The following is a 26540-nucleotide window of genomic DNA, read 5'->3' on the forward strand; positions in this document are numbered from 1 at the left end:
TGATACAATGAATAAAACTGGCTGTCTAAGGATGGATTGTAATGGGTACAATTTGGTCGCCGGACCTCGAAGGTAAATCCGGGCCGAAATACCAGCGGGTCGCGGATACCATCCGCACGGCGGTTGATGATGGCGTCTTGCAATGCGGCACAAAGCTGCCACCGGTGCGGGAATTGGCCTACCAGCTGAGGATCACACCCGGCACTGTTGCGCGGGCCTATACGCTCTTGACGGATGAGGGTTTGTTGCAGGCGGAGGTTGGGCGCGGCACCTTTGTTGCGGAAAAGCAAAGCCGCGTTCTGGACGATGTCTGGTCCCGCGAGCTGCACCTGCAAGAAGCCAGAGATCCCCATCACGTTAGTCTGTTTAGCCCGCGTATGGTGGATGTTGGGCAGGTTTCCGCCCTGCGGCAGGCGATGGAGCAAGTCTCCAGAGGTGACCCTTTGCTGTTCTTGAACTATCCCACACGGGATGCCTATCTGCCGGTGCGGCAGGCCGTGGTGCATTGGCTGGAGGGCCAGGCACTGGGGCCATTGGGGGAGGCGGATGTGGTTCTGACCCATGGGGGGCAAAATGGTATTCTGACCGTGTTGCAGACGGTGCTGCGGGACCCGCAGCCGGTGATCCTGGTGGAGGATCTGTCCTATGCAGGATTCCGCCGGGCCGCAGAGCTGTTGCGGGCCAAAGTCCTGGGGGTGGCCATGGATGAACAGGGAATTGTACCAGACTCGTTAGAGCTGGCGATTCGCAAATCTGGCGCGCAGGTACTTTGTACCAGTCCAGAAGTGCACAATCCGACTGGCCTGTTCACCCCCCTGAAACGGCGGCAAGAAATCGTCGAAGTTGCGCGGCGCCATGGGGTGCAGATCGTCGAGGATGATTGCTACCGTATGGGAGAGGCCAAGGCGCCAAGTTACCGCGCACTGGCACCGGATATGACATGGCATGTGTTTTCGATATCCAAGAACCTGACACCGGCGCTGCGGGTTGGCTTTGCGCTGGCCCCCACGGGGCGGTCGCAGGATCTGCGCCGGGCCGCCGAGTACAGCTATTTTGGTCTGGCCCAGCCACTGGCGGAAGTCACCCGGATCCTGCTGTCAGACCCCCGCACCAAGGAGCTGGCGCGCGAGGTGCGCCGGGAAATGGCCAAATATGTCCGGGTTGCAGTGAATGCATTGGGCGGTTTTGAACTGGTCTGGAACGATGAGGTGCCGTTTTTGTGGCTTAAACTGCCGGCAGGCTGGCGTTCAGCCGCCTTTACCCGCGCAGCCGAGGCCAAGGGAGTTCAAATCCGGTCGGCAGATGAATTTGCCCTGCGTGATGGACGCGCGCCCAACGCGGTGCGCATCTGCGTCAATGGCCATGTCAGCCTTAAAAGGTTTGAAGAGGCCATGCAGCGGCTGCGCACCTTGTTGGATAACCCGCCCGAGCAGATCAGCGTGTGACCCGTCGGACGGGGGTGGCGGCGCTGGCCCTGGATAGGTAAATAAATTTGGGGTATTATTATACCTATTTTTTAAGATATTGAAAACAAACACTTTAAACATGTTTGCTGGCATTGACGTGGGGCGGGGAACTCCGTAAACCCTGTCCATCAAATCGGGCGCTGGACCTTTGTTCTGCGTCGTCACGACAAACAGGATTGACCTGCCATGAAAACCTTCTCTGCTACACCGGCAGATATCGACAAGAAATGGATCATCATTGACGCCGAAGGCGTCGTGCTGGGCCGTCTCGCATCGATCATTGCCATGCGCCTGCGTGGTAAGCACAAAGCAACCTTCACTCCGCATATGGACATGGGTGACAACGTCATCGTGATCAATGCCGAGAAAATCCAGATGACCGGCAAGAAGCGCGACGAGCACTTCTACTGGCACACCGGTCACCCCGGTGGCATCAAATCCCGCACCAAGCAGGAAATCTTGGAAGGCAAGCACCCCGAGCGTGTTGTCTATCAGGCCGTCAAACGCATGCTGCCAGGCAACCGCCTGTCGCGTCAGCAGATGACCAACCTGCGCATCTATGCTGGCACCGAACATGGGCATGAAGCCCAGGCGCCTGAAGTTCTGGACGTGAAGTCCATGAACAAGAAAAACACGCGGAGCTGATATCGATGACTGATCAGATCAACACTCTCGAAGAGCTGAGCGCCGTTGCTGGCGTTGAGGTTGTCGCCGAAGACATCATCGCCCGTGAACCCGTTCGTGACGAACTGGGCCGTGCCTATGCCACTGGTAAGCGTAAAGATGCGGTTGCTCGCGTCTGGATCAAGCCTGGCTCCGGCAAGGTTGTGGTGAACGGCAAAGAAATGAAAGCCTACTTCGCCCGTCCGGTTCTGCAGATGATCCTGCGTCAGCCGTTCACGGTTGCCGGTGTCGAAGACCAGTTTGACGTCTACGCGACGGTCAAAGGTGGCGGTCTTTCCGGTCAGGCCGGTGCTGTTAAGCACGGTGTTTCCAAGGCGCTGCAGCTTTATGATCCCGCCTTGCGCGGCGCTCTGAAAGCCGCTGGCTTCCTGACACGCGACAGCCGTGTTGTTGAACGTAAGAAGTTTGGCCGCCGCAAAGCGCGTCGTTCCTTCCAGTTCTCCAAGCGTTAAATTCACCACATATGTGGTTTTGGGGGCTGCCTTCGGGCGGCCCTTTTTCTTTTGTGGATCGTTTGTCCCATGGGTCTCAACCGGTTTGGGGCGGTTTTGCAAAAGCTGTTCATCCAGGCCGCTGTTCAGCCAGGCCAAGGTCTTGCGCCAGTTGCGCGCCCGCGTCTCGTCGGTAGGATTGGCGATAAGCGACTTAAACAGTTTTCAAACATTTTGCCGCTAATGTGAGCTATGCCCAGAACGGGTACAATTAGGGGAGAAACCAGCATTGAATGATTCAATGATCACAGAAACGCCGATTGGCAACGGCAAAGCAGTCATTGGGCGTTTCACCCTGGGCTGCGACGACATCACTTTCCATAATACAGGGGAAGGGACCAATGTTGCGATCGGTTCATTTTGCTCCATTGCGGAGGAGGTGAAAATCATCCTTGGGGGGCAGCACAAGATTAACCGCATTGCCAGCTTCCCTGTGGAACAGGTCTTTCAGGATGAGCATGTACCTGAGGACAATCAGAGGGACATGGATGTCATCATCGGCAATGATGTCTGGATCGGCCACGGCGCGACCATCATGCCGGGAGTGAAGATCGCTGACGGTGCGGTCATTGCGGCCAACGCCACTGTTTTTAAGGATATTGGTCCCTTTGAGATCTGGGGCGGCAATCCGGCGACTTTCCAGCACAAACGTTTTGACGATGACATGATTGCGGCGCTTCAGGATCTTGCCTGGTGGAACCTGCCAGAGGAACTCATCGAGGGTATGGCGCCGCTTTTGTCGACTGTGCCGACGCTAGAGCTGGTTGCTGAGCTGAAAACGATCGTGAACGACTTGGTTGTCTTTGAAGGGGATGAAGCCGCCGCCTGAGCAGCGAAATCTCTGAAAGACGATCGACAAGCGCCCCGAATTCTTTGAGGCCTTTTTCTGTGCGGCGACGCCTTTTGCAGCGTCAGCTGTCCGGCTCGATGAGACCCAGGCCACGCAGATAGATGCCGATGCCGGTTTCCAACAAATCTTCTGGCGGAAAGGGGGAGGTCGCGCCTGGAGTGTTGCGGGCATAGAGCTCGACCACACCGTGGCTCATTGCCAGGATATGGGCGGAAAACATCGAGGCAGGGGGACGTTTGTCCGCGGGAATTTGTTGGCTCAGATCATCTGCGGCGCGTTCCAGAATGTTGCGGGCGCGATGGGCCGCCTCGGCCAGCTCCGGGGTGCGGTTACTGGCGATGCCGCTTTCGAACATGGCGATGTAATGGCCGGGGTGTTTGCGTGCAAAGGCGAGATAGGCACGTCCTGTGGCCTCAAAGGCGGCCAGAGGTGAGGGCTGATATTTATCATAGGCATGCTGCATCAGGTCGGCAAACATCAAAAAACCCTGACGCGCAGCCTCTGCAATCAGATCTTCGCGGCCTTCAAAGTGGCGGTAAACGGCGGCAGGGGTTACCCCGGCCTGTTTTGCAGCCTCGGAGAGCGTAAAGCCGGTAGGGCCTTTCATCTCGATCAGACGCAGGGCTGCCTCAACCAGAGCTTGCCGTAGATTGCCGTGATGATAGCCGCGTTTAGACATCCCAGTTTTCCGGTCCGATGCAGATGTCTTTGTTCACTGCTCCGATGGCTTTTTCATCTTTGTTTTTATAATCAATAGCATGCAATACGGTGCGAATGGCCGAAAGACGGGCGCGCCGTTTGTCATCAGAGCGGATCACACACCAGGGAGCATGGGCGCTATGGCTTTTGCTGAGGGTCTCTTCGATGGCGGCGGAATAGTCGTCCCATTTCTCTAGCCCTTTCACATCAATCGGGCTCAGCTTCCATTGCTTCAACGGATCGCTTTCGCGGGCCAGAAAGCGACGCAGCTGTTCGGGGCGACTGACGTTCAGCCAGAATTTGAACAGGATAATCCCGTCATCAACCAGGGCCTCTTCAAAACCGCCTACCTGACGAAAGAACCGCTCGCGCTGCTCTGGGGTGCAAAAGCCAAACACATGTTCGACAACGCCGCGATTGTACCAGCTGCGGTCAAAAAACGTGATTTCACCGCCAGAGGGCAGGTGATCGACGTAGCGCTGGAAATACCACTGGGTTTGTTCTGGCTCGCTGGGTTTGGACAGGGCGACAACGCGTGCGCCCCTTGGGTTGAGGTTCTCGCGAAACCGTTTGATCGTGCCCCCTTTGCCAGCCGCATCGCGGCCCTCAAAAACAATGGCGATCCGCGCACCGCTGTCTTTGACCCAGGCCTGCAACTTGACCAGTTCGACCTGCAAGGATTTGATTTCTTTCTCATAATCCTTGCGCCGCATGCGCTCGGAATAGGGAAAGTTCGGCGCCAGAATGTCGCTTTTGTCACTGTCTTTGATACAGTTGGCCAGGGCTTTGGGAGCTTTGCTTTTGAAGTAGCTGCTGATGGCGCCGTCAAATGGCAGTTTCATTGGAAAACTCCTCTTTGGTCAGGCCTTTATAGGGCAAAACCGGGGGGGATGTGAATCGCTTTCACTCCGATCAAAGCTCCGCCCAGGCAATATCCAGCCCCAAGGAGGGGAAAGGCGATAGGTCTGCACGTACAAACGGAGCGCCGCACAGGCCATTTTCGCGGGCTGCCCCTCATGTATGTGGCTGACCCCTAGCGTCCGATATGCGCCATGTCAAAGGGCGTGGACTGGTAGATCTCGTTGATCCAGTTGCCATAAAGCAGATGCGCATGGCTGCGCCAGCGGTTCTGCGGCGGCTGGCTGGGGTCATCATTAGGGTAGTAGTTTTGCGGCACGTTGATTGCCGTTCCAGTGGCGATGTCGCGGTCATATTCCTGTTTCAGGGTGTCGCTGTCATATTCAAAATGGTTGAAAATATACAGCGCTCGATGCGCCGGGTCCTGCACCAGACAGGGGCCAGCCTCTTCGCTGCCCAGCAGGGTTGTCAGCCCGGGGGCCGCGTCGATTTCATCCTGGCGAATTTCTGTCCAGCGGGAAACCGGGATCACACAGTCATCCGAAAACCCACGCAGATAGGGCGAGGAGGCCGCAAGGTTCTGATGGCGAAAGCAGCCAAAGGCCTTGTGATCCAAGATGTGCTTTTTGACGCCGTGGAAATAGTTGATCATCGCCATGCCGCCCCAGCAGACGCCAAAGGTCGAGTGCACGTTTGTTTGCGTCCAGTCAAAAACCTCGCAGAGCTCGTCCCAGTAGGTGACATCTTGGAACGGCAGATGTTCAATCGGCGCGCCGGTGATCAGCACCCCGTCAAACCTTTGGTCCTTCACCTCCTGGAAGGAGCGGTAAAACTCCTCCATGTGTTCGGCCGCTGTGTTCCGCGCCTGATGCTCGGTCATGCGGATCAAGGTGAGGTCGATTTGCAAAGGGGTGGCGCCAATCAGACGGGCAAACTGGTTTTCGGTCTGAATCTTTTTTGGCATCAAATTCAGCAGACCAATGCGCAGGGGGCGAATATCCTGGCGTGCCGCTTGATCCGGCGACATGACCATGACGCCTTCGTTCGTCAGAACGTCAAAGGCGGGCAGGTCAGAAGGGATCTTGATAGGCATGTCAGGTCCTCGGTTTGGGGGGCAGTGGTACGAAGTACTGGTAGATAGGCAGGTTTGGCTTAGGTCTCAAGTGTTTGGGCGATCAACTCATTGAAATCAGCTTCGGTTTTGATCGCAGAGATTTGATCCGCGGTGACGGTAACGCCCCAGTTTTTTGCCATCGCCGCATAGCGCGGCTGGCGATGGGCCAGGGCCTGGGCGTAGGTCCAGCGAATAAAGGCGTCAGGGTCGACATCCCCTTCTGATAGGCCCATTTGGTTGAGATAGTCTTCCCAGGTCCGTTGCAGGAACTCCGGTTGATAGGACATGGGTTTTGGAGCGCGGTCAAAACGGCGGATCAGCTCTTCGGTATGGGCGTCATCGCCTTTGATCCAGACCAAAAGGCACTGTTGGGAAAGCTCTGTCAGCACAGGGTCCTTGGGATCATCCGCATCTACCCATTCGCAAATCGACCCGCCGGTGTCGCAGATGAAATTGGGGTAGCCATACAGCCGGGTCGCGCGGTCGGCAAAATACTGGGTGTCCAGCAGGGCGTTGATTTCGGCCTTGCGGAACTGATCCTGACGGCGCCGATATTCAGCCATAGCCAAGCCGCCCTTGGCAGGGTCGCCGGGTTTGCCCAGATAGGAGGAGACCGGGTTCAGGTTCTCAAAGGTGATATTGGAGCCAATGTAGATCGAGTCTGACAGCAGCAGATCCCGCAGAAATGGGTTTTTCATCGCTTCGGACTTGGCATTGTCGGCGATAAATTCGCCCATGTAGCGGGTGCCGATACGGTAATCTATCGAGTAGTGAAACCAGCTGCCTGCATTGCGCAGGATATTGCTGATATAGGTCTTGCCAAGCCCGGACATCCCAAAGAACAAAATGCGTTTTTGCGGCGCGGCGCGCCAGTCTTGTGCACTCTTATATAGCATTGACCCGTCTTTCCTATTGTCGTCCGGCCTTGCTAGTCGGCTCTGGCGGCTTGGTCAATTCTGCTGTGACGCCGCAGCCCTCAGGAGGGACGGGGTTTGGGGAGGCGGATCCGCCCCGCCGCCTCAAGGATGTTGAGGTAATTGGCCACAAAGATCAGCCCGGCACCGACAAATGTCCAAACCACCACGGCCTCGCCGTAGATCACCATGGCCAGCACAGCGATTACTGGCAGGCGGGCAAAGTCAAAGGGCACCACCACCGTAGCCGGTGCGATCGACAGCGCATTGGTAAAGCAGAAGTGGGCCGCCAGACCAGCCATCCCAATGAGCAGGACCAAGGGCAGGATTTCGAGGCTGGGCAGGGTGATGTCGCCATCCCATCCTGCCATGATCAGCCCCATGACCAACTGCATGGAGGTGAGCCAAAACAGGATCGATGCAATGCCTTCATTGCGGGTCAGGCGTTTGGTGAAAATAACCGTCAGTGCAAAAAAGATTGCACAGCTGGCGGCGGCAACCACCCCAGCGTTGAGCGTTTCAGGAGAGGGGCGGGCAACAATCAGGATGCCCATGAACCCGAGCATAACTGAAAGCCCGCGGATCAGCGTCAACCGCTCCCCTAGCAGCAGCGGGGAGAGCACCACGACCCAAAGCGGCGAGGTGAACTCCAGCGCAAAAACCTGGGCCAGGGGGATCAGCGTGACCGCAAAGAACCACAGGTTCTGACCGGTGAAATGGGCCAGGTTTCGCACTAGATGGCTGCTCAGGCGGTCTGTCTTGACGCTGCCCCAGTTGCCTTTCACCGTGATCAGCACGGCCACGATGATCACCCCAACCAAGCTGCGATAGCTCATGATTTCAAAGGTATCGAGCGTCTGACCTGCTTCGCGCCCTGCTATGGCCATGGCCGAAAAGGAGCCGATAGCACCCAACATCCACAACGCCGCTGGCAGTATTTTGATTTCAGCAGTCATTGGTGGATTCCTTTGGATTTCGCGCTCGGCATCACAGGACCCGGTATTGTCGGTCGCGTCAATGGGCGGCGAAACGAGAGAGTGCAAAAGAAAGCCCCGGCACGGAGGCCGGGGCGGATCACTTGTCATAGGGCAGGGAGGCTTATTCCCACTCGATGGTGCCCGGAGGTTTCGAGGTGATGTCATAGGTGCAGCGGTTGATGCCCTTTACCTCGTTGATGATCCGGGTGGAGGTCTCGCCGAGGAATTCATGGCTGAACGGATAATAATCCGCCGTCATGCCATCAACGGATGTGACTGCGCGCAGGGCACAGGCAAAATCATAGGTCCGCCCATCGCCCATCACCCCCACGGTGCGCACTGGCAGAATGGCGACAAAAGCCTGCCAGATCTCATCATAGAGACCATGTTTGCGGATTTGGTCGATATAGACGGCATCGGCTTCGCGCAGGATTTCCAGCTTTTCGCGGGTGATCTCGCCGGGGCAGCGGATGGCAAGACCGGGTCCGGGGAAGGGGTGACGGCCAATAAAGCTGGCAGGCAGACCCAGTTCACGGCCCAATGCGCGAACTTCATCCTTGAACAATTCGCGCAGCGGCTCAACCAGTTTCAGGCCCATCTTTTCCGGCAATCCACCAACGTTGTGGTGGCTTTTGATTGTGACCGAAGGACCACCAGAGAAGCTAACGGATTCAATGACATCAGGGTAAAGCGTCCCCTGTGCCAGGAACTCGGCACCCTCAATGGTATTGGCGTGTTTCTGGAACACATCAATAAACAGCTTGCCGATGATCTTGCGCTTGGTCTCGGGGTCAGATTGGCCTTCCAGCTCGCCCAGGAACAGGTCCTGCTCGTCTGCGTGGATGAACTGCATGTTGTAGTTGTCGCGGAACATGGAGACGACCTCATCGGCCTCCCCCTTGCGCAACAGCCCGTGGTCAACAAAGACGCAAGTAAGCTGATCGCCAATGGCTTCGTGGAGCAAAACGGCGGTAACCGAGCTGTCAACGCCGCCGGACAGACCGCAGATCACCTTTTTGTCGCCAACCTGTTCGCGGATCGCGGCAATTGCCTGCTCGCGGTACAGGCCCATGGTCCAGTCGCCGCTAAAGCCCGCGAGACGCACAAAGTTTTCATAAAGCTTGGCGCCATTGGGGGTGTGGTGCACTTCGGGGTGGAACTGCACCGCGTAGAAATTGCGGCTGATATCCGCGGTGATGGCAAAGGGCGCATTGGGCGAGGTGCCGTAGACCTCAAACCCTGGCGCTAGTTTGCTTACATGGTCACCATGGGACATCCAGACCTGCTCGCGGTCTGCGTCGTCCTGAAACCAACCCTCCAGCAGCGCCGGTGAGGCAATGGTGGGCTTTACATAGGCGCGGCCAAACTCGGCGGTGCCATGGCCGCTTTCGACCATGCCCCCGAGCTGATGCATCATCACTTGCTGGCCATAGCAGATCCCGAGAATCGGCACGCCGATTTCAAAGATCTCTTGCGGCACGCGGGGGCTACCCTCGCGGGTCACGCTGTCTGGGCCACCGGAAAAGATCACGGCCTTGGGCGCCAATTGGCGCACAAAATCCATTGTGACGTTCTGGTAGGGGTGAATTTCGCAATAGACATTCAGCTCACGCAGGCGGCGCGCAATAAGCTGCGTAACCTGGCTGCCAAAGTCTATGATAAGAAGGCGGTCATGGGATGTCTGGCTCATGTTTGGCTCATAGGCCCTGTGTCTCTGTCTGGCAAGAGCACAGTTATGCCACGAGCGGCTGGGAAGTGAAAAACTTTGCTAATCTTGCCTGCCCCTGGGGCATCGTCACGCACGTCGATGGGGGGGGGGAGTCGGCGGGGTTAAGGTGAAAAATGCTCGTTAGATGTCGCTTTCCAACCGGATAGGCCGTTATCCTTCGGCGGTGGCGGCACGTGGCGGGCTAAATGTCTTTCAATGAAATTCCTTCAAGAGGGCTGACCATGGCTGAAGAAGCACCACGTCGTCGGAGCAGAGGTGGCGGCGGCGCCGCCCGCCGCGCAGAACGTACCAGCATCAAGATTGAAACCGCAAAGTACATCCAGCGCAATATCCCCAACTTCGAGGTTCTGACCCAAGAGGCGCTGGAAACCATTGAAGCCAATGCGGATATCATCCTCGAAGAGGTTGGCGTAAACTTTGTGGACAATCCGGCAGCGCTGCAGCGTTGGCGCGATGCTGGTGCTGACGTTCAGGGCGAACGGGTGCGCATCCCCCGTGGCCTGGCCCGCAAGCTCTGCGCCACAGCCCCTGCCGAGTTCACACAGCACGCCCGTAACCCGGAAAAATCTGTGGTCATCGGCGGCAACAACATGGTTCTGGCCCCGGTTTATGGCCCCCCATTTGTGCGCGATGCCAAAGGTGGTCGTCGTTATGCGACCATGGAAGACTTCAACAAGTTCGTGAAACTCGCCTATATGTCCAAGTGGTTGCACCATTCGGGCGGGACCGTTTGTGAACCCACGGACATCCCGGTGAACAAACGTCACCTGGATATGCTGCTGGCCCATATGACCCTGTCCGACAAACCCTTTATGGGCTCGGTTACCGAGCCAAGCCGGGCGCAGGATTCGGTTGATATGTGCGGGATTCTGTTCGGCAAGGAGTTCGTACAGAACAACACTGTGATGACCTCGCTGACCAATATCAACTCGCCGATGACATTTGACGATGTAATGATGGGCTCGCTGGAGGTCTATGCCGCTAATAACCAGGCCTGCATCATCTCTCCCTTTATCGTCGGCGGTGCCATGGCGCCGGTTTCTGTGGCAGGCACCCTGACGCAGGTTCTGGCCGAGGTCATGGCCGGTGTTGCCTATAGCCAGCTGGTCCGTCCCGGTGCGCCGGCAATCTTTGGCGCCTTTGTTTCCTCGATCGACATGAACTCTGGTGCGCCAACCTTTGGCACGCCCGAGGCCTCGCTTGTCACCTATGGCGCCGGTCAGCTGGCACGCCGTTTGAACCTGCCGTTCCGCTCTGCCGGGTCCTTCTGCGGCTCCAAACTGCCCGACGCGCAGGCCGCCTATGAGACCGCAAACTCGCTCAACATGGGGCTGTTGTCAGGTGTGAACTTCATGCTGCACTCTTGTGGCTGGCTCGAAGGTGGGCTGGTGGCTGACTTTGAAAAGTTTGTCATGGATGCCGATCAACTGGGCACTTTGCATGGGCTTGCCAAAGGTGTGCCAGTTTCCGAAGACGATCAGGCGATGGATGCGATCCGCGAAGTTGGCCCCGGCGGCCACTACCTGGGCTGTGCGCATACCCAGGCGAACTTCAAAACCGCTTTCTGGAAGTCTGATCTGCTGGACTACAAACCCTTTGAAACCTGGGAAGAAGAGGGCGCGCGCGATACCTATTCCCTGGCCACAAGCCGGGTGGATTATCTTCTGTCAAACTACCAGGCTCCGGCGCTGGATCCGGCAATCAGAGAGGCATTGGAGGCCTTTGTTGCTGAGAAAAAAGCAGAGTCTCCGGATGCTTTCATGTAGATTTGATGGTGCCCAGGCGGGGCAACCTTTTCCCGCATAAGGCGAAAATGTTTCAGGCAGTGGCTATAATGGCCGCTGCCTGTTTTCGTTTGGCACTGGGGGAGTGTTTTGGGCGGTCGCTTCGTCGGGCCTGTCCTGAGAGTTCGGCGGGGAAAGATAGGCGGATTCCCCGAGCATGGCGATCAGCACCTCCACATGTCGGGTGATGGCATAGCCTGCATCCCCACTCAGGCGCTGTTGATTCACCTCATGTTCAAGGTCCAATAAGCGCATGAGCGCGGCTGCGGGTCTTGCAGGTTTTTCAGTGCCAAGAATTCGGCGCAAATCCCGCTCCCGGCTATAGTTGCTGGCGCCAATACGGGCGGTTCTAACCAGAAGCCTGGGGCGATGAAGAGTTTTTAGGCGGCTCAGAAGGTCCTGCATTTTGATGTCCCTTTTGCTGTGCGAGTGATCGGAATCGCAACACAACCAATGCGGGTGTTGCCGCAGGGAGAGGTTTACCGCGCGGTCTATTGTTTGTTGATTGATGAGTTTTTGGAAACAATGATGGATAACTCGAAGTTCTGTTCAAAATCAATCGGGTAAACTCTCTGTCTCTGTGGGGAACCTTGGGGGCGGAATGTGGACTATTTGCCTGACTGACGACCGGAGATCAGTATTCATGCAAAGACAGTCAGCACAATCACTCCCAGAATGGGTCCCCCCTGAGGTGCAGAGATATCTGGACCACACCGAAGGCGGCTGTTCGATCCGTCAGTTGGCCAGGGAGCTGAAATGCCATCCGTCGACCGTGTTGCGTCAGATACGCCGGGTCGAGAACCGCCGCGATGATCCTTTGATTGACTGCGCATTGGGTGAATTGGCTGCTGCGCATTTTGATCGGCTGGCGGCGCCAAAATTCCAACATTTTGCTGATTCCGCGACGCTCAGAACCGCCGCTTTGGAAGTCTTGGCTCGGCTCTGTCAAAGTGGCGCGATTTTGGCCGTGGCGGACGGCATGGAAAAGGCCGTTGTCGTGCGCGAAGGTGACAGTGCCATGAGCAAGCTTGCGGTGGAACAGGGGCTGGCGGGAAACATGGCACTTTTGGGGTGGATCAGTTGCACCCGGCCTGGTCGCCTGCGCCGCTATCATATCACCCCAATGGGGCGTACGGTGTACAGTCGCTTGATGGCAGACCGCGAGAACCGGGCGCGGGCCAATCTGGAGCAGGGGTTCAGCGAAACCCAGCACAGGTTTCTGCCGGGGCGGGGAGACAGATCCAAAGAACGTCGCACGCGCTATGGGCTGGGGGAAACGCCGCTGGATATGCTGGCGCGGTTGCAGGACAAAAGCGGCGAACCGTTTTTGCCGCGTGAGCTGGTCGATGCGGGAAAACGCCTGCGGGAGGATTTTGAATTGGCCCAGGTCGGCGATCATCTGGCGCAGAGCAGGGCCTATTTTGCCGCGTCAGAGGGTCCAGCCGCCAAAGCGGAGCGCTGCCTCTAAGGCTGCCAAAAAGCGGGCCGCAGCAGCCATGGCGGCCATGGGGTCCGGTCTGAATGATATTGCGCTGCGGTGCTGTTGTCACCTGGAGGGGCTGGAAGCGGCTGAGCGCCATCTGGGAGGGTCGGCACGGTCTGGAAAAATCGTCCTGCGGATTGCCCTGGCGCAGTTAATAGCCTTTTACGATGAAATGGACGAGCGCCTCGGTGACTCCCATGGCAATCAGCTGATTGGCTGACCGGGCGGGGCTTGGGCCGTTACGGCGCAGCTGGACGAACCGGGCGCGGCAATGCGGAAGGTGCAAATTTGGCAGGTGTGTGCTTCTTTCCGCGATAATCACTTCTTGTGGCGAGTGGCTGATTTGATAGGGTGCTCCTATGAGATTTACCCTTCGACAACTTGGTTATTTCAAGGCGCTGTGTGAGCATCGCAATTTTGGCCGCGCCGCCCAGGCCTGCCATGTGTCTCAGCCTGCTTTGTCTGTACAGATCAAAGCCTTGGAAGACCTGATGGGGGGGATTCTGGTCGAACGTCGGGCACGGGATGTGGTGCTGACGCCTTTGGGGCGCGAGGTGTTGGCGCAAAGTGACGAAATCCTGCTGTCTGCTGGTCGGCTGGAACGTCTGGCACAGGATCAAAGCAGCGGGCGCCGCAGCCTGTCCTTGGGGGTGATTCCCACCATTGCGCCCTATTTGCTCCCCGGGTTTCTTGCTGATCTGCGGGCCCATGATCTACACCTGAATATTCAGGTGCGTGAGGCCAGAACTGAGCGCCTGTTGGAGGCCTTGCATAATGGCGCATTGGATGTGGCCATTATGGCCTTGCCCAGTGGCGGCGTGGGCCTGGTAGAGGAAGAGCTGTTCGAAGATCACTTTTTGCTGGCAGGCTCGGCCAATCGTCTGGCGCAGGTCAATGCCGGGCACCCAAGGGTTGAACCCTCGGATCTGAAGGCCAACCAGTTGATGCTGCTTGAGGATGGCCATTGCCTGACGGATCAGGCGCTGGAGGTCTGTGGCGTTGCCCGCTCTGCCTCGGGGATCAACATGGGGGCAGGGTCGCTGGCGACACTGTCCCGCCTGGTTGCCGCTGGTTTTGGCCTGACCTTGATGCCCGAGCTTGCATTGGCTGCAGAATGTAACGCGGCACAGGGGCTTTGTGTTCAACGCTTTGGCGCGCCGCAACCAAAGCGCAGGATTGGCTTGATCCGCCGCGCCAGCACCGCAGAATCAGTATGGTTTCAGGATCTGGCCCAAGTGGCGCGGCAGACGGGGCAGGCCATTTTGCAGCAAGCGCAAAAAGACTACGGGCCCGCCACTGGCGAGCCCGAGCCTTAAACAGGTGTTGCAGAACCGGGTGGCTTAGGCCGCCGCAGTTTCTTTTGCCGCCTGCAGGTGCTTCATCAGGTTTTCTGGGGAGGAGACGCCATAGGGGTCTTCGCCGTGGTTGTCGCACAGGCCAGGCTCTTCGAACCAGGCTTCGACAACGCCATCGTTGACGATGGCCGCATAACGCCAGGAGCGGGCGCCAAAGCCCAGGTTGTCCTTGGCGACGAGCATGCCCATCTTGCGGGTGAACTCACCAGAGCCATCAGGGATGACATTGACGTTTTCCAGGTTTTGCGATTCGGCCCATTTGTTCATCACAAAGCTGTCGTTGACCGACATGCAGTAGATGGCATCGATGCCTTCGGCCTGAAAATCGGCAAAACCTTTTTCAAAGCCGGGCAGCTGGTAGGTGGAGCATGTGGGCGTAAAGGCGCCAGGCAGGGAGAACAGCACAACCCGCTTGCCTGCAAAGTAATCCGCGGTGGTTTTGTCTTCCCAGCGGAACGGGTTGGGACCGCCTACAGCTTCGTCGCGTACGCGGGTTTTGAAGGTCACGTCGGGCAGTTTTACGCCAGCTTTCATATTACAACTCCGTTGATGATGAACCAGTTTGGCAGGCGTTTATAATAGTTCTAAATTCAGTGCAACCATCTCTGGCTGCTGTCGTAAAACAGTCATGCAAAGGCGACCGACTGCGTTGAAAATAAGCACAAATGTCTAAATTTTTGCCGTTTTTGCAGCGTAAGGGTCGCAAAATTGTGAAAGGGTTTTTGAACCAAATAATGTTAGGCAAATAACGCTAGACGGTGGTGCTATGCATCACTTGCATTGCCGATATTTCATTGTCGCGGTGACGCCAAGGAATGAACGTGCTAAGTCACCTAGGAACACAGGCCAGAAGCGGACCCACCATGCGTGATCTAAAAATTCCCGAGCAACGGCATCCCGAAAAGGCAAATCGCCCGGATAATGCCCAGCCAAAGAAACCCAGCTGGATCCGGGTCAAAGCCCCCGGCGGCAAGGGCTATGCGGAAACCCATAAGATCATGCGCGAAAACGGGCTGGTCACGGTCTGCGAAGAGGCCGGCTGCCCAAATGTCGGCGAATGCTGGAGCCAGGGCCACGCCACCATGATGATCATGGGCGAGGTCTGCACCCGTGCCTGTACCTTCTGCAATATTGCCACCGGCAAACCCCCCGAAGATCTGGACGCGTTTGAGCCGGGCCGCGTGGCCCATGCGGTGCAGAAACTGGGTTTGAACCACGTGGTCATCACCTCGGTGGATCGCGACGATATCACCGATGGCGGGGCAGAACATTTTGCCCAGACCATCCGCGCTGTACGCCACCGCAGCCCCTCGACCACCATCGAGATCCTGACGCCGGATTTCATCAAATGTGACATGGCGGTGATTGAACAGATCATCGAGGCGCGGCCCGATGTGTTCAACCACAACCTGGAAACGGTGCCTGGCCTCTACCCCGAAGTCCGCCCGGGCGCGCGCTACTTCCATTCCCTGCGCTTGTTGCAGCGGGTGAAAGAGCTGGATCCGTCGATGTTCACCAAATCGGGCATCATGGTTGGTCTGGGCGAGGATGAACAAGCTGTGCGTCAGGTGATGGACGACATGCGGGCCGCCGATATTGATTTTCTCACCATTGGCCAGTACCTGCAGCCAACACTAAAACACCACGCAGTGGATCGTTTTGTAACGCCTGATGAGTTCAAATCCTACGAGAAAGCCGCCTATGGCAAGGGGTTCCATATGGTATCGGCGACGCCGCTGACGCGGTCTTCTTATCACGCGGGCGATGATTTTGCCCGCCTGCGCGCGGCGCGCAACGCCAAGCTCGGCTTGGCCTAGTCACGACTTTCTAGGCGACAGGCATCACATCTGGTGGAGCGCTGCAAAGATGTGATGCCTGTCACTTCTCCCCCTCGCAGCTGTTTTCGCACCTGTCGTCACTCTCCCTGTCTTGCGGGTATTGCTTGCTGTTTGAAAAATCAGGCAGCCAGGATTCGCGGCGGATGCACCACAGCTCATATGTCGGGGAAAGCTGGTTTGGCTGGTCCAGAATCCCGAGGTGAACTTCGATCTCATCCTCGCTGCGGGAAAATACCGAAGAGCCGCATTTTGGGCAAAAGAAACGCCCCGCATAGCTGTGGGGTGTGCCGGTGATGGTCACTGCATCTTGTGGGAAGATGGCGGAGGCGTGAAACAGCGCCCCGTGGTGTTTGCGGCAGTCCATACAGTGACAAAGACCCACCCGGTAAGGCTGGCCTGTGGCGGTAATCCGGACCTCGCCACACAAGCAGCCTCCACAGAATTCTGTCATGGCTCTGTCCCTTTTTAAGTGTGGCGCCTGTGAAAGTCAGCTCTCGTCGGTGAAACGCACCTTGCCGATATAGGGCAGGTTTCGATTGCGCTGTGCAAAGTCGATGCCATAGCCCACAACAAATTCATCGGGAATTTCAAAGCCAATCCAATCCGAGCGGAAATCCACCTCGCGGCGCGACGGCTTGTCCAGCAGGGCAATGGATTTCAGCCGTGCCGGTTTGCGGCTCGCCAGCAGGTGCGTGACATGGTTCAGGGTGTGGCCGGTATCAACGATATCTTCCACCACCAGCACGTCGCGCCCTTCAATTGCGCCGCGCAAGTCTTTGAGAATGCGCACTTCCCGACTGCTCTCCATGCCGTCCCCATAGGAAGACGCCTCCAGGAAATCGACCTCTATCGGAAGGTCCAGCTCGCGCACCAGATCGGCAATAAACACAAAGCTGCCGCGCAGCAGGCCAACAACAACCAGCTTGTCCGTGTCGCCAAATTCCTGGGTGATTTCGTCACACAGCTCCTCGATGCGGGCTGCAATGGTTTTGGCTGAAATCATCACATCGATGACATATGGACGCTGTGGCATGGCTGACCCCTTGAAATTTCCGCGCGTTCATAGGACATGACGCGACACGATCATAGCAAGAAAATTGATGTCGCCCATGCCAGTTCACTCAGAAAACCGCCAGATGCCCTATACCGCACAGCAGATGTACGGGCTTGTGGCGGATGTGGCACAATATCCAAAGTTCCTGCCCTGGTGCGCCGCCGCGCGCATTCGCAGCCGCAAGCAACAAGGACCGGCTGAGGTGATGGAGGCGGATCTGGTGATCTCTTTCAAGGTGTTCCGCGAACGTTTTGGCAGCCGGGTGACGCTGTTTGCCGATGATATGAAGATCGATACCGAGTATCTGGACGGCCCCTTTCGCTACATGAAATCAAACTGGAGCTTTTCTGCGCGCGAGGATGGCACCTGTGATGTGACCTTCTTTGTTGATTTTGAGTTCAAAAATGCGGTGTTGCAGGGCATCATCGGGGTTGTCTTTAACGAAGCGATGCAGCGTATTGTGAGGGCATTTGAGCGCCGCGCGGCTGAGCTATATGGCTAGGCTGCCCTGAACACAGGAAGCCTAAGCGATGAATACGACCTTGACTGGCCAGCTGGCAGAGTTTGCCACTTCAGATCTACAGCCCACCGGGTTGGCCCGCCAAATGGCACGGCTCTCGGGCCTGGACTGGCTGGCCTGTGGCATTGCCGGAACCGAGGAACCCGTGTCGCGGCTGCTGCGCGATCAGGCCCTGTCCGAGGCAGGCGCGCCGCAGGCCACCCTGTTTGGCGGCTCCCAGGTGCCCGCGCGGATGGCAGCGCTGGCCAATGGCACCATCTCCCACGCGCTGGACTATGACGACACCCATTTTGCCCATATCGGCCACCCCTCAGTGGCGGTGTTTTCCGCAGCCTTTGCGGTGGGGGAAAGTCAGGGCAAACCCCTAGAACAGGTGATTGAAGCAGCGCTGTTTGGCATGGAGCTGTCTATCCGGGTGGGGCTGTGGTTGGGACGTGCGCATTACCAAAATGGCTACCATCAGACGGCCACGGCTGGTGCATTTGGCGCTACGGCGGCCGCAGGGCGGCTATTGGGGCTGCGCGCCGACCAGATGGAAATGGCGCTGGGGCTTTGCGCCACCCGCGCGGCGGGGCTGAAGGCACAGTTTGGCACCATGGGGAAACCCTATAATGCCGGGTTGGCCGCCACCGCCGGGGTCGAAGTCGCCCAGTTGATCGACGCAGGGTTTGAGGCAAACCCGGGCGCCTTGGAGGGTGCCTTGGGGTTTGGGGCAACCCATCACGGTGAGGGCAACCTGGATGCGGCGCTGCAGGATCTGGGGCAGGACTGGCTGTTTGAAGAGATCAGCCATAAATTCCACGCCTGTTGTCACGGGCTTCATGCGGCGCTGGAGGCCGCCCGCAGCCTGGATCTGGCGGCGCCTGAGATCGCCAGCCTGACGGTGCACACCCATCCGCGCTGGATGACCGTGTGCAACCAGCCTGCGCCGGACACAGGCTTGGGGGCAAAGTTTTCTTACCGGACAGTGCTGGCCTTGCAGGCGCTTGGCAAAGACACCGCGCGGCTGGACAGTTACAGCGCGGAGCTGTGCCGGGATCCGCGGCTGGTTGCCCTGCGCGATCAGATCCATGTGCAGGCGGATGACAGCCTCGCCGAGACAGCGGCGCATGTGACGCTGGTGCGGCGCGATGGCAAGCGTTTGCAGGCCAGCCACGACCTGCAGGCGCCAGTCGCCTATGAGATGCGCGAAGCCCGGCTGCTGGCCAAGGCTTCGGCCTTGTTGGGAGCGCAGCGCAGCGCCGAGCTGTGGTCTGTGCTTCAGGGGGCAGGATCTGCAGCGGATCTCAGCCGGTTTTTCTAAGGCCGCATGAGCAATCAAAAACGGGCCTCCCAAAATGTGGGAAGCCCGTATGATGCACCGTGTTGCATCCATGCCGTATGAGTGGTGGCATTTTGGCGCGCACGCCCCGAGCGGGGCGACACAGGTGTTAGCTGGTCATGTCGTAGGCGCGTTCACCGTGTACTGTAATATCTAGCCCGTTTGTTTCGGTTTCAACGTCAACGCGCAAAGATGTGAAGGCGCCGACGATCTTGATCAGGGCAATGGTGACAACGGTGGTAAAGACACCCACCACCGCCAGCGCGCCAAGCTGCGCGATCCAGGCCCCATGGCCAAAGACCGCGATCATGATGGTGCCAAAGATGCCGCCAACGCCGTGAACCGCAAAGACATCCAGCGTGTCGTCGATGTGCAGCTTGTTGCGCACCAAGTTCACCAGCTCCTGACAGAGAATGCCAGCGATACCGCCAATGATCAGCGCTTCAATGGGGCCAACAAAGCCGCTGGTGGGGGTGATCGAGGCGAGGCCTGCAATGGTGCCTGTCACCAGACCCACAACCGAGGCCTTGCCGTATTTGATCTTTTCCCACAGCGCCCAGGTGAGCGAGGCCGCAGCCGCAGAAATATGGGTGACGGTGATGGCCATGGCTGCACCGCCATCTGCGGCCAGTTGCGAGCCGCCATTAAAGCCAAACCAGCCAACCCAGAGCATCGCCGCGCCAATGACCACATAGCCGGGGTTATGGGGCGGGGTGGTACGGTTTTTCCGTGGCCCGAGGAAGATCGCGATGATCAGGGCCGCCAGACCGGCGGTTTCATGCACCACGATACCGCCGGCAAAATCCTTGACGCCGACCTCACCAAAGATGCCGCCATCGGCCATGATGCCGCCGCCCCAGATCCAATGCACCACCGGCGCGTAGCACAGGAGCATCCACAGCCCCGAAAAACTCAGCACAAAGGCAAAACCAACCCGTTCCACATAGGCGCCCACAATCAGGGCCGGGGTGATGATGGCAAAGGTCATCTGGAAGGCAAAGAACAGAACCTCGGGCAGGGTGCCGCTGAGGCTATCTGCGGTGACGCCATTGAGGAACATTTTGTCCAAGCCGCCCCAATAGCCGCTTTCTCCGGGGCCAAAGGCAATTGTGTAGCCAAAGGCGAGCCAGAGAATGCTCATCAAACAGGCAATGGCGTAGCATTGCATAAAGACGCTGAGCACATTTCGTGCACGCACCAAACCGCCATAAAACAGGGCAAGCCCCGGCAACGTCATAAACAGCACCAGGGCCGTTGCTACAATGATCCAAGCTGTATCAGCTCCATTCATGGGGTCGTCCTTCCATCCCGCTTGCGTGGTTGGTGGCTCACAGACCCGATCTGGAGTGGGGAAAAAAGCATCACCTTGGTCAAAAGCGCCAAAAACACGGGCTTTTTTGAAAGTGACTAAAAAAGGGGCAAAAACTATGGGGGCTTGCCTAAATCGTGCTCAACTTGCAAAGCCGCCTTTTCAAGCAGCAACAGCGCATGGGCGCAGCTTTTTGCCCGCACAGTTTCGCGCCCCAGGGCGCCAAAATCGATGGTCTCCACCATGGCGGGCTGGCCAGTCCTGGCGAGGCCAAAGCAAACACGCCCCTCGGGCTTGTGTTCGGAGCCGCCGGGACCGGCAATGCCGGTGATCGAGACCGCCAGATCCACGCCAGCACGGCGCAGCGCGCCCTCGCACATCTCCTGCGCCACGTCTTCGCTGACGGCGCCAAAGGCCGCCAGGGTCTCCTCACTCACCCCCAGCATCTCTTGCTTGGCGCGGTTGGAATAGGTGACAAAGCCGCGATCCAGCACGGCAGAGGAGCCCGGCACATCCGTCAGTGCCGACGCCACCATGCCGCCGGTGCAGCTTTCGGCGGTTGCCACGGTGAGGCCCAGTCGTGCGGCCAGAACGATCAGCCCGGCAACATCGGGATGGGTGGCTGCGGCTGCCGTATCTGGGGTTGGGGCAGGGGATTTTCTCATAATCCCAACACCCCATGGCTGAACCCGGCAAGGGCGATCACCCCAAGGGCGGCCAGGAAGCCGGCAATGATGTCATCCATCATCACCCCAACAGGGCCTTCTTTGCGATCTGCCCAGCCCACGGGGCCGGGTTTCCGGATGTCGAACAGGCGGAACAGAACAAAGGCAGTGACCCAACCGGGCCAAAGTGCGGTGATCGAGATATCATGGGCCCAGGCTGGGTAGGAAATCGCCCAGATCGCCAGCCATTGCCCCGCAACCTCGTCAATCACAATTTCAGAGGGGTCGTGGTTGCTTTGCCCTTTTGTCATCTCAGCCGTGGCCCAGATGCCAATCACGGTACAAATGAGGGTGGCAGCAGCCAGAAGAGGAAAGCCGCCCAACTGGTGCAGGCCATAGGCCAGGGGCAGGGCTGCTAGTGACCCCCAGGTGCCAGGGGCGGGGCGCAGGTAGCCAATGCCGCCAACGGTTGCGATTACAGAGGCCAGGGTCATGGTTTCACCAGTGCGGCTGTGGCAAGAGAGGCAATGCCTTCGCTGCGTCCGGTAAAGCCCAGGCGCTCGGAGGTGGTGGCCTTGATCGACACGCGGTTAGGATCAATCCCCAAGATTTCGGCCATTACACTGCGCATCTGGGGCGCATGGGGGCCGATCTTTGGGTATTCACAGACCAGGGTGCAATCCACATTGGAGATCTGAAACCCCATATCGCGCGCCAGATCGGCGGCATGACGTAGAAAGATCTCGCTTGCGGCGCCTTTCCATTGGGGATCCGAGGGCGGGAAATGCTGGCCGATGTCGCCCTGTGCCAAAGCGCCATAGATCGCATCCGTCACCGCATGCATGCCCACATCCGCATCCGAATGGCCCTGCAGGCTGCGATCGTGCGGGATCTCAACACCGCAGAGGATGACGCTGTCACCGGGGCCAAAGCGATGTACATCGTAGCCATTGCCCAGTCTGACATCGAGGCTGATATCCATTTTGTTTTCCGTTTCCAATATTCTGGCGGCGCGGGCAAAATCCTCGGGCCGGGTGATTTTTATATTGTCCGGCTCCCCGGCGATGATTGCAACCTCCAGCCCGGCGGCGCGGGCCACCTCGACATCGTCGGCGGCACCGCCGGGATGGCTTGCATGGGCTGCAAGGATCGCGTCCAGCTGGAATCCTTGCGGTGTCTGCGCCGCAAACAGCCCGCTGCGGTCCTGTGTTCCGGTAACCTGCCCCCCGGCGCCAGTCCACAGCGCATCTGTAACCGCAACAGCGGGTGCAGCGGCGGCGCCGTGGTCCAGGGCTTCGATGATTGAGGCGATCAGCGCCTGGCTGATGCAGGGGCGGGCAGCATCATGGATCAAGACTTTGGAGATTGGCAGATTATGCGCCGATCCTGCCTGCGAGCGATTGAGATCGCGCAGCGCAATCAGCCCGTTTTGCACCGAGACGGACCGCTCCGGGCCACCCGCTGTCAAAACAAGGTCGCTGTCAGTGGCAAAACTGTCCCAGGCGCCGCGGTCCTCGGGAGAGAGCACCAGGGCGATGGGGCTGATCCCGGCGTCGCGAAAGGCTTGCAGGGTCCAGTCGATGACCCGTTTACCTTTGAGGGCGCGCCATTGTTTAGGCAGGCCGCTACCGGCCCGTGTGCCGCGTCCTGCTGCGACGATCAAGGCTGCAGTGGTCATCAAACCCTCTTTCTTCTGCTCCGCTTTAGCCAAATCCGGTGCCTTTGGACGTTGGTCGGCCCGCGATCTGTGCTGTTGGATGTTTAGGTTCTGCCAGTTCCAGAGGCAATCACCTGTGGTGAACTGCTTAAAATTTAGGCATGTGGTGGGAGTTGTGCCCTTGCAGGGGGCGGATTCATTGTCCAATACCGAGGGCTTCGGCTACAAAACACTCACTCGCACAAGGATTAGGCAATTGTCCTTCACCCTCGGAACCACCTCTTTGACTCCCCCTATTGCGCTGGCCCCTATGGCTGGAATCACCGATCGCCCGTTCCGCGATCTGGTGCGTTCTTTTGGTGTCGGGTTGATGGTCAGCGAGATGGTTGCCAGCCAGGAAATGGTACAGTCCAAGCCCGGTGTGCGCGAGCGCGCTGAACTGAGCGCCGATGTGGAGAATACCTCGGTGCAACTGGCGGGGCGTGAAGCCAGCTGGATGGCAGAAGCTGCCCGCCAGGTGGCAGATCGCGGCGCGCGGATGATTGATATCAACATGGGCTGTCCCGCCAAAAAGGTGACCAGCGGCTATTCGGGCTCTGCCTTGCTGAAAACGCCGGATCACGCGCTGTCTCTGATTGAGGCGGTGGTAGAGGCGGTGGATATTCCCGTCACCCTGAAGACGCGCCTGGGATGGGATGACAATTGCCTGAATGCGGCCTCCGTTGCCGCCCGCGCCGAACAGGCCGGGATTCAGATGGTCACCATCCATGGGCGCACCCGTTGCCAGTTTTACAAAGGTCGCGCCGACTGGGCCGCCATCCGCGCGGTTAAGGATGCGGTGACCCTGCCTGTGCTGGCCAATGGCGATATTGTCGATAGTCAGACCGCGACCGAAGCCTTGCAACGGTCCGGTGCTGATGGGGTGATGATCGGGCGCGGGATCCAGGGCAAGCCCTGGCTTTTGGCCCAGGTTGCCAGTGATCTGTGGGGCAGCGCGGCGCCGCAGGTTCCTGAAGGGAGTGAATTTATTCACATGGTTTCAGCGCATTATGAGGCGATGTTGTCTTTTTATGGCCGTGACCTGGGGCTACGCGTCGCGCGCAAACACTTGGGCTGGTACATGGATCTGGCCCAGACTCCGGCGCCCCTGCGGCGCGCGGTCTTGATTGAAAAAGATCCGGCAGAGGTCCTGCGCCTGTTGCCGGATGCCTTGTCCCAGCCTCAACGAGAGGGAGCAGCATGATTTCGGACACCGCACTTTGGGCCTCACTACCGGTTCCCGCTTTTTTGATCGGGGGGAATAACTGCATTCTGGATGCAAACTCTGCCGCTGAGGGGTTTTTGAACACCTCACGCCGGGGGTTGCTGAACCAGCCTGTCTGGGATCAGATCGCCATAGATGCCCCCATTGAAGCCTCGTTTGAACGTGCCCGGACCCAGGGAACGCCGTTGTTCGTCAATGACATCGATGTGGGATCACGCAGCCGGGCACCGTTGCAATGCGGTGTGCAGATTGCCCCGGTGCAGGGACGGCCGGGAGAGATGCTGTTGCTGCTCTCCCCGCGGGAGCTGGCGGCGCGAATGACGCAGAACCATTCTGCAAAATCAGCGGCCCAATCTGCCATCGGCATGGCGGAAATGCTGGCCCATGAAATCAAAAACCCCCTTGCGGGCATCACCGGTGCAGCGCAGTTGCTGAGCATGAACCTCACCGGGGAAGATGTTGAACTTACAGATCTAATTGTCAGCGAGAGTCGCCGTATCGTTAAACTTTTGGACCAGGTGGAACAGTTTGGAAACCTGAGCGAGCCACAGTTCAAGCCGGTCAATCTCCATGATGTTCTTGACCGGGCGCGGCGGTCGGCCCTGCTGGGGTTTGGCGCCAATATGACGATTACCGAAGACTATGATCCATCGCTGCCCCTGGCCTGGGGCGACGCGGATCAGTTGCTGCAGGTGGTGCTGAACCTGCTGAAAAACGCTTCAGAGGCGGCAGGCCCCAGCGGCGGCACCATTCGCATTCGCAGCTATTACGAGCATTCCTTCAGAATGCGCCGCAGCGATGGCACCGGCAAGCTGCTGCCTTTGCAGATCGAAGTCATAGATGACGGCCCCGGCCTGCCAGAAGCCATCCGCGAGGATGTCTTTGATCCCTTTGTGTCGGGACGTGAGAACGGCACCGGACTGGGGCTCGCCCTGGTGAGCAAGATCATCGCTGAACACAATGGCTGGATCTCAGTTGACTCGGTGCCGGGACGCACCGTGTTCCGGCTTTCCTTGTCCCGTATACCAAAAGACGCAGAACCGCAGGAGATTTAACCCATGGACGGCACCGTTCTTGTTGCAGATGACGACCGCACTATTCGTACCGTGCTGACGCAGGCGCTGACCCGGGCTGGCTGCCGGGTGCATGCCACCTCTTCGCTGACCACCCTGATGCGTTGGGTCGCCGAAGGGAAAGGCGACGTGGTGATTTCAGACGTGGTCATGCCCGATGGCAACGGGTTGGAAATGCTGCCAAAGATCGCGCAGGACCGCCCGGGTCTGCCGGTCATTGTGATCTCGGCGCAAAATACCATCATGACCGCAATCAAGGCTGCCGAGGCAGAGGCCTATGATTACCTGCCCAAGCCCTTTGATCTGCCGGAACTGATGAAACGCACCGCCAAAGCGCTGGCGGAAACGCAAAAATCTCCCAGCAGCAGCGTCGCTGTTGAACAGGATCGCCCCGAAGATCTGCCCTTGGTTGGGCGTACCGAGGTCATGCAGGCCCTGTACCGGCTGATCGCGCGGGTGATGAACACGGATATGCCGCTGATGATCACAGGCGAAAGCGGCACCGGAAAATCGCTGATTGCCCGCGCTGTGCATGATTTTTCAGATCGCAGAACCCTGCCATTTGTTACCGCTTCTGAAAGCGATCTGATGGCGCTGGAAGGGCCAGCGCGGCTGTTGGCCGAGGTCAAGGGCGGCACCCTGTTGATTGATGAGCTGGTTGACCTGCCGGATGAGGCACAGGCGCGGCTGGTGCGGATGATGGATTCTCCGGGCAGTCATGCGCCGCGCATCATGGCGACCAGCCAAAAAGATCCGGCCGCTGCGATGGAAGCCGGGGAGCTGCGCCAGGATTTGTATTATCGGATTTCGGGGACCGAGTTGCGGGTGCCCAGTCTGCGTGAAAGGGTCGAGGACATCGCGTTGTTGTCAGCGCATTTCCTGATCAAGGCGGAAAATGACGGGGCGCAGCACCGGCGGTTCAGTGAAGAAGCCAGCGAGATGATGCGCCATTGCGCCTGGCCCGGCAACGTCCGCCAGCTGGAAAACCTGGTGCGGCGGCTGGCTTTGACGGCGCGCAGCGAGGAGATCTCTCGGTCAGAGGTTGCGGCGGCTTTGGGTCCGCAAACTGAGGCAGGGCCGATCATCGGTGGAACCGTCAACGAAAAGCTTGCAGATTCGGTTGCCCGCCATCTGCAGCGCTATTTTGATCTGCATGGGGATATCTTGCCGCCTCCCGGGCTCTATGCGCGAATCCTGCGGGAGGTAGAGGCGCCATTGATCGAAATTGCGCTCACCGCCACTGGGGGAAATCAGGCAAAATGCGCTGAGCTTTTGGGCATCAACCGCAATACGTTGCGAAAGAAAATCACTGATTTGGATATTGAGGTGACACGTCGGCGCAAACTGATGTAATATCGCCACATAGCTGTGGTAGCTGCTGCTTTATACTGGTAGCTACCGCGATATATGGCGGTTGGCCGGTGTGGTCATACAT

The 26540-nt window shown here is 58.3% G+C and carries 26 protein-coding genes and 1 pseudogene; 13 read left to right on the forward strand and 14 right to left on the reverse strand.

The genetic code is table 11. From position 1 onward, the window contains the following. Positions 1-41 precede the first annotated feature (41 nt). The 4 genes from JZI28_RS08330 to JZI28_RS08345 all read left to right on the forward strand — a co-directional run bounded on the left by JZI28_RS08330 (position 42) and on the right by JZI28_RS08345 (position 3470). Entirely contained in the window at positions 42-1445 is a 1404-nt protein-coding gene (locus JZI28_RS08330) for a PLP-dependent aminotransferase family protein (RefSeq protein WP_295454728.1), read from the forward strand. A gap of 207 nt (positions 1446-1652) precedes the next feature. Then, positions 1653-2111, forward strand: a complete 459-nt coding sequence (gene rplM, locus JZI28_RS08335; RefSeq protein ID WP_122073589.1) for a 50S ribosomal protein L13 — start codon at positions 1653-1655, stop codon at positions 2109-2111. A 5-nt stretch (positions 2112-2116) separates the two neighbouring features. Next, complete coding sequence (gene rpsI, locus JZI28_RS08340; RefSeq protein WP_295454723.1) at positions 2117-2602, forward strand: 30S ribosomal protein S9; 486 nt, start codon at positions 2117-2119, stop codon at positions 2600-2602. A gap of 268 nt (positions 2603-2870) precedes the next feature. After that, positions 2871-3470 (forward strand): CatB-related O-acetyltransferase, encoded by a 600-nt coding sequence (locus tag JZI28_RS08345; RefSeq protein WP_375699827.1) that lies wholly within the window; start codon positions 2871-2873, stop codon positions 3468-3470. A gap of 82 nt (positions 3471-3552) precedes the next feature. Here the strand turns inward: JZI28_RS08345 and JZI28_RS08350 are convergent, their stop codons facing one another. The 6 genes from JZI28_RS08350 to guaA form a co-directional block, all read right to left on the reverse strand. Continuing rightward, positions 3553-4170, reverse strand: a complete 618-nt coding sequence (locus JZI28_RS08350; RefSeq protein ID WP_348156927.1) for a TetR/AcrR family transcriptional regulator — start codon at positions 4168-4170, stop codon at positions 3553-3555. After that, the gene (gene ppk2, locus JZI28_RS08355; protein WP_295454718.1) at positions 4163-5032 is read right to left on the reverse strand and encodes a polyphosphate kinase 2; all 870 of its coding nucleotides are present in this window, start codon (positions 5030-5032) and stop codon (positions 4163-4165) included. The genes JZI28_RS08350 and ppk2 overlap by 8 nt, the downstream gene beginning before the upstream one ends. 191 nt (positions 5033-5223) lie before the next feature. Beyond that, positions 5224-6141 carry a homoserine O-succinyltransferase gene (gene metA, locus JZI28_RS08360; protein WP_295454716.1) on the reverse strand — a complete coding sequence of 306 codons (918 nt, stop codon included), beginning with the start codon at positions 6139-6141 and terminating at the stop codon, positions 5224-5226. A gap of 59 nt (positions 6142-6200) precedes the next feature. Beyond that, a complete protein-coding gene (locus JZI28_RS08365; protein ID WP_375699828.1) occupies positions 6201-7058 on the reverse strand; it encodes an ATPase in 858 nt (285 codons plus the stop codon). A gap of 80 nt (positions 7059-7138) precedes the next feature. After that, positions 7139-8032, reverse strand: coding sequence for a DMT family transporter (locus JZI28_RS08370; protein WP_295454713.1), 894 nt, complete (start codon positions 8030-8032; stop codon positions 7139-7141). A 142-nt stretch (positions 8033-8174) separates the two neighbouring features. Further along, entirely contained in the window at positions 8175-9743 is a 1569-nt protein-coding gene (gene guaA, locus JZI28_RS08375; RefSeq protein WP_295454711.1) for a glutamine-hydrolyzing GMP synthase, read from the reverse strand. 260 nt (positions 9744-10003) lie between these two features. On the opposite strand from guaA, the gene JZI28_RS08380 reads away from it, so the two are divergent. Then, the gene (locus JZI28_RS08380) at positions 10004-11548 is read left to right on the forward strand and encodes a trimethylamine methyltransferase family protein (protein WP_295454710.1); all 1545 of its coding nucleotides are present in this window, start codon (positions 10004-10006) and stop codon (positions 11546-11548) included. A gap of 63 nt (positions 11549-11611) precedes the next feature. Here JZI28_RS08380 and JZI28_RS08385 read toward each other — a convergent pair whose 3' ends face one another. Further along, positions 11612-11971 (reverse strand): DUF6477 family protein, encoded by a 360-nt coding sequence (locus JZI28_RS08385; protein WP_375699829.1) that lies wholly within the window; start codon positions 11969-11971, stop codon positions 11612-11614. A gap of 883 nt (positions 11972-12854) precedes the next feature. Here JZI28_RS08385 and JZI28_RS08390 point away from each other — a divergent pair. Both JZI28_RS08390 and JZI28_RS08395 read left to right on the forward strand, forming a co-directional pair. After that, positions 12855-13269: pseudogene (locus tag JZI28_RS08390) on the forward strand (DUF6456 domain-containing protein). 139 nt (positions 13270-13408) lie between these two features. Further along, the gene (locus tag JZI28_RS08395) at positions 13409-14365 is read left to right on the forward strand and encodes a LysR substrate-binding domain-containing protein (RefSeq protein ID WP_348156947.1); all 957 of its coding nucleotides are present in this window, start codon (positions 13409-13411) and stop codon (positions 14363-14365) included. Between the two features lie 24 nt (positions 14366-14389). Here the strand turns inward: JZI28_RS08395 and JZI28_RS08400 are convergent, their stop codons facing one another. Continuing rightward, positions 14390-14938: a peroxiredoxin gene (locus JZI28_RS08400; RefSeq protein WP_295454704.1), complete on the reverse strand. Its 549-nt coding sequence runs from the start codon at positions 14936-14938 to the stop codon at positions 14390-14392. Positions 14939-15267: 329 nt separating this feature from the next. On the opposite strand from JZI28_RS08400, the gene lipA reads away from it, so the two are divergent. After that, positions 15268-16221 (forward strand): lipoyl synthase, encoded by a 954-nt coding sequence (gene lipA / locus JZI28_RS08405; RefSeq protein WP_375699830.1) that lies wholly within the window; start codon positions 15268-15270, stop codon positions 16219-16221. A gap of 61 nt (positions 16222-16282) precedes the next feature. Here lipA and JZI28_RS08410 read toward each other — a convergent pair whose 3' ends face one another. Together JZI28_RS08410 and hpt are read right to left on the reverse strand one after the other, a co-directional pair. Beyond that, entirely contained in the window at positions 16283-16693 is a 411-nt protein-coding gene (locus tag JZI28_RS08410; RefSeq protein WP_375699831.1) for a GFA family protein, read from the reverse strand. A 36-nt stretch (positions 16694-16729) separates the two neighbouring features. Next, entirely contained in the window at positions 16730-17275 is a 546-nt protein-coding gene (hpt, locus tag JZI28_RS08415; protein WP_295454699.1) for a hypoxanthine phosphoribosyltransferase, read from the reverse strand. A 76-nt stretch (positions 17276-17351) separates the two neighbouring features. Here hpt and JZI28_RS08420 point away from each other — a divergent pair, with 76 nt between their 5' ends. Both JZI28_RS08420 and JZI28_RS08425 read left to right on the forward strand, forming a co-directional pair. Next, the gene (locus JZI28_RS08420; protein ID WP_375699832.1) at positions 17352-17798 is read left to right on the forward strand and encodes a type II toxin-antitoxin system RatA family toxin; all 447 of its coding nucleotides are present in this window, start codon (positions 17352-17354) and stop codon (positions 17796-17798) included. Positions 17799-17826: 28 nt separating this feature from the next. After that, entirely contained in the window at positions 17827-19119 is a 1293-nt protein-coding gene (locus tag JZI28_RS08425) for an MmgE/PrpD family protein (protein WP_375699833.1), read from the forward strand. Positions 19120-19246: 127 nt separating this feature from the next. Here JZI28_RS08425 and JZI28_RS08430 read toward each other — a convergent pair whose 3' ends face one another. From JZI28_RS08430 to JZI28_RS08445, 4 genes are all read right to left on the reverse strand, one after another. Further along, the gene (locus JZI28_RS08430; RefSeq protein WP_375699834.1) at positions 19247-20428 is read right to left on the reverse strand and encodes an ammonium transporter; all 1182 of its coding nucleotides are present in this window, start codon (positions 20426-20428) and stop codon (positions 19247-19249) included. Between the two features lie 134 nt (positions 20429-20562). Then, complete coding sequence (locus tag JZI28_RS08435; protein WP_375699835.1) at positions 20563-21111, reverse strand: CinA family protein; 549 nt, start codon at positions 21109-21111, stop codon at positions 20563-20565. Then, a complete protein-coding gene (locus JZI28_RS08440; protein WP_375699836.1) occupies positions 21108-21605 on the reverse strand; it encodes a phosphatidylglycerophosphatase A in 498 nt (165 codons plus the stop codon). Before JZI28_RS08440 ends, JZI28_RS08435 begins: the two co-directional genes overlap by 4 nt. Continuing rightward, positions 21602-22789 (reverse strand): bifunctional 2-C-methyl-D-erythritol 4-phosphate cytidylyltransferase/2-C-methyl-D-erythritol 2,4-cyclodiphosphate synthase, encoded by a 1188-nt coding sequence (locus JZI28_RS08445; protein ID WP_375699837.1) that lies wholly within the window; start codon positions 22787-22789, stop codon positions 21602-21604. Before JZI28_RS08445 ends, JZI28_RS08440 begins: the two co-directional genes overlap by 4 nt. A 235-nt stretch (positions 22790-23024) precedes the next feature. On the opposite strand from JZI28_RS08445, the gene dusB reads away from it, so the two are divergent. The 3 genes from dusB to JZI28_RS08460 are packed head-to-tail and all read left to right on the forward strand — an operon-like array spanning position 23025 to position 26458. Further along, positions 23025-24011 (forward strand): tRNA dihydrouridine synthase DusB, encoded by a 987-nt coding sequence (gene dusB, locus JZI28_RS08450; protein WP_297340135.1) that lies wholly within the window; start codon positions 23025-23027, stop codon positions 24009-24011. Beyond that, on the forward strand, positions 24008-25087 hold the full coding sequence (locus JZI28_RS08455; RefSeq protein ID WP_297340136.1) for a nitrogen regulation protein NR(II): 1080 nt from the start codon (positions 24008-24010) through the stop codon (positions 25085-25087). Before dusB ends, JZI28_RS08455 begins: the two co-directional genes overlap by 4 nt. A gap of 3 nt (positions 25088-25090) precedes the next feature. Continuing rightward, on the forward strand, positions 25091-26458 hold the full coding sequence (locus JZI28_RS08460; protein WP_353400636.1) for a response regulator: 1368 nt from the start codon (positions 25091-25093) through the stop codon (positions 26456-26458). The last annotated feature ends 82 nt before the right edge of the window (positions 26459-26540 follow it).

Origin of the sequence: Pseudophaeobacter sp. TrK17 (assembly GCF_042192375.1) — a bacterium.
Classification (GTDB): domain Bacteria; phylum Pseudomonadota; class Alphaproteobacteria; order Rhodobacterales; family Rhodobacteraceae; genus Pseudophaeobacter.

What these genes read in the sequence shown, in the direction of transcription:
- JZI28_RS08330 (WP_295454728.1), top strand. Translation starts at nt 42, where the DNA reads ATGGGTACAATTTGGTCGCCGGACCTCGAAGGTAAATCCGGGCCGAAA.
- rplM (WP_122073589.1), top strand. Translation starts at nt 1,653, where the DNA reads ATGAAAACCTTCTCTGCTACACCGGCAGATATCGACAAGAAATGGATC.
- rpsI (WP_295454723.1), top strand. Translation starts at nt 2,117, where the DNA reads ATGACTGATCAGATCAACACTCTCGAAGAGCTGAGCGCCGTTGCTGGC.
- JZI28_RS08350 (WP_348156927.1), bottom strand. Translation starts at nt 4,170, where the DNA reads ATGTCTAAACGCGGCTATCATCACGGCAATCTACGGCAAGCTCTGGTT.
- ppk2 (WP_295454718.1), bottom strand. Translation starts at nt 5,032, where the DNA reads ATGAAACTGCCATTTGACGGCGCCATCAGCAGCTACTTCAAAAGCAAA.
- metA (WP_295454716.1), bottom strand. Translation starts at nt 6,141, where the DNA reads ATGCCTATCAAGATCCCTTCTGACCTGCCCGCCTTTGACGTTCTGACG.
- JZI28_RS08365 (WP_375699828.1), bottom strand. Translation starts at nt 7,058, where the DNA reads ATGCTATATAAGAGTGCACAAGACTGGCGCGCCGCGCCGCAAAAACGC.
- JZI28_RS08370 (WP_295454713.1), bottom strand. Translation starts at nt 8,032, where the DNA reads ATGACTGCTGAAATCAAAATACTGCCAGCGGCGTTGTGGATGTTGGGT.
- guaA (WP_295454711.1), bottom strand. Translation starts at nt 9,743, where the DNA reads ATGAGCCAGACATCCCATGACCGCCTTCTTATCATAGACTTTGGCAGC.
- JZI28_RS08380 (WP_295454710.1), top strand. Translation starts at nt 10,004, where the DNA reads ATGGCTGAAGAAGCACCACGTCGTCGGAGCAGAGGTGGCGGCGGCGCC.
- JZI28_RS08385 (WP_375699829.1), bottom strand. Translation starts at nt 11,971, where the DNA reads ATGCAGGACCTTCTGAGCCGCCTAAAAACTCTTCATCGCCCCAGGCTT.
- JZI28_RS08395 (WP_348156947.1), top strand. Translation starts at nt 13,409, where the DNA reads ATGAGATTTACCCTTCGACAACTTGGTTATTTCAAGGCGCTGTGTGAG.
- JZI28_RS08400 (WP_295454704.1), bottom strand. Translation starts at nt 14,938, where the DNA reads ATGAAAGCTGGCGTAAAACTGCCCGACGTGACCTTCAAAACCCGCGTA.
- lipA (WP_375699830.1), top strand. Translation starts at nt 15,268, where the DNA reads ATGCGTGATCTAAAAATTCCCGAGCAACGGCATCCCGAAAAGGCAAAT.
- JZI28_RS08410 (WP_375699831.1), bottom strand. Translation starts at nt 16,693, where the DNA reads ATGACAGAATTCTGTGGAGGCTGCTTGTGTGGCGAGGTCCGGATTACC.
- hpt (WP_295454699.1), bottom strand. Translation starts at nt 17,275, where the DNA reads ATGCCACAGCGTCCATATGTCATCGATGTGATGATTTCAGCCAAAACC.
- JZI28_RS08420 (WP_375699832.1), top strand. Translation starts at nt 17,352, where the DNA reads ATGCCAGTTCACTCAGAAAACCGCCAGATGCCCTATACCGCACAGCAG.
- JZI28_RS08425 (WP_375699833.1), top strand. Translation starts at nt 17,827, where the DNA reads ATGAATACGACCTTGACTGGCCAGCTGGCAGAGTTTGCCACTTCAGAT.
- JZI28_RS08430 (WP_375699834.1), bottom strand. Translation starts at nt 20,428, where the DNA reads ATGAATGGAGCTGATACAGCTTGGATCATTGTAGCAACGGCCCTGGTG.
- JZI28_RS08435 (WP_375699835.1), bottom strand. Translation starts at nt 21,111, where the DNA reads ATGAGAAAATCCCCTGCCCCAACCCCAGATACGGCAGCCGCAGCCACC.
- JZI28_RS08440 (WP_375699836.1), bottom strand. Translation starts at nt 21,605, where the DNA reads ATGACCCTGGCCTCTGTAATCGCAACCGTTGGCGGCATTGGCTACCTG.
- JZI28_RS08445 (WP_375699837.1), bottom strand. Translation starts at nt 22,789, where the DNA reads ATGACCACTGCAGCCTTGATCGTCGCAGCAGGACGCGGCACACGGGCC.
- JZI28_RS08455 (WP_297340136.1), top strand. Translation starts at nt 24,008, where the DNA reads ATGATTTCGGACACCGCACTTTGGGCCTCACTACCGGTTCCCGCTTTT.
- JZI28_RS08460 (WP_353400636.1), top strand. Translation starts at nt 25,091, where the DNA reads ATGGACGGCACCGTTCTTGTTGCAGATGACGACCGCACTATTCGTACC.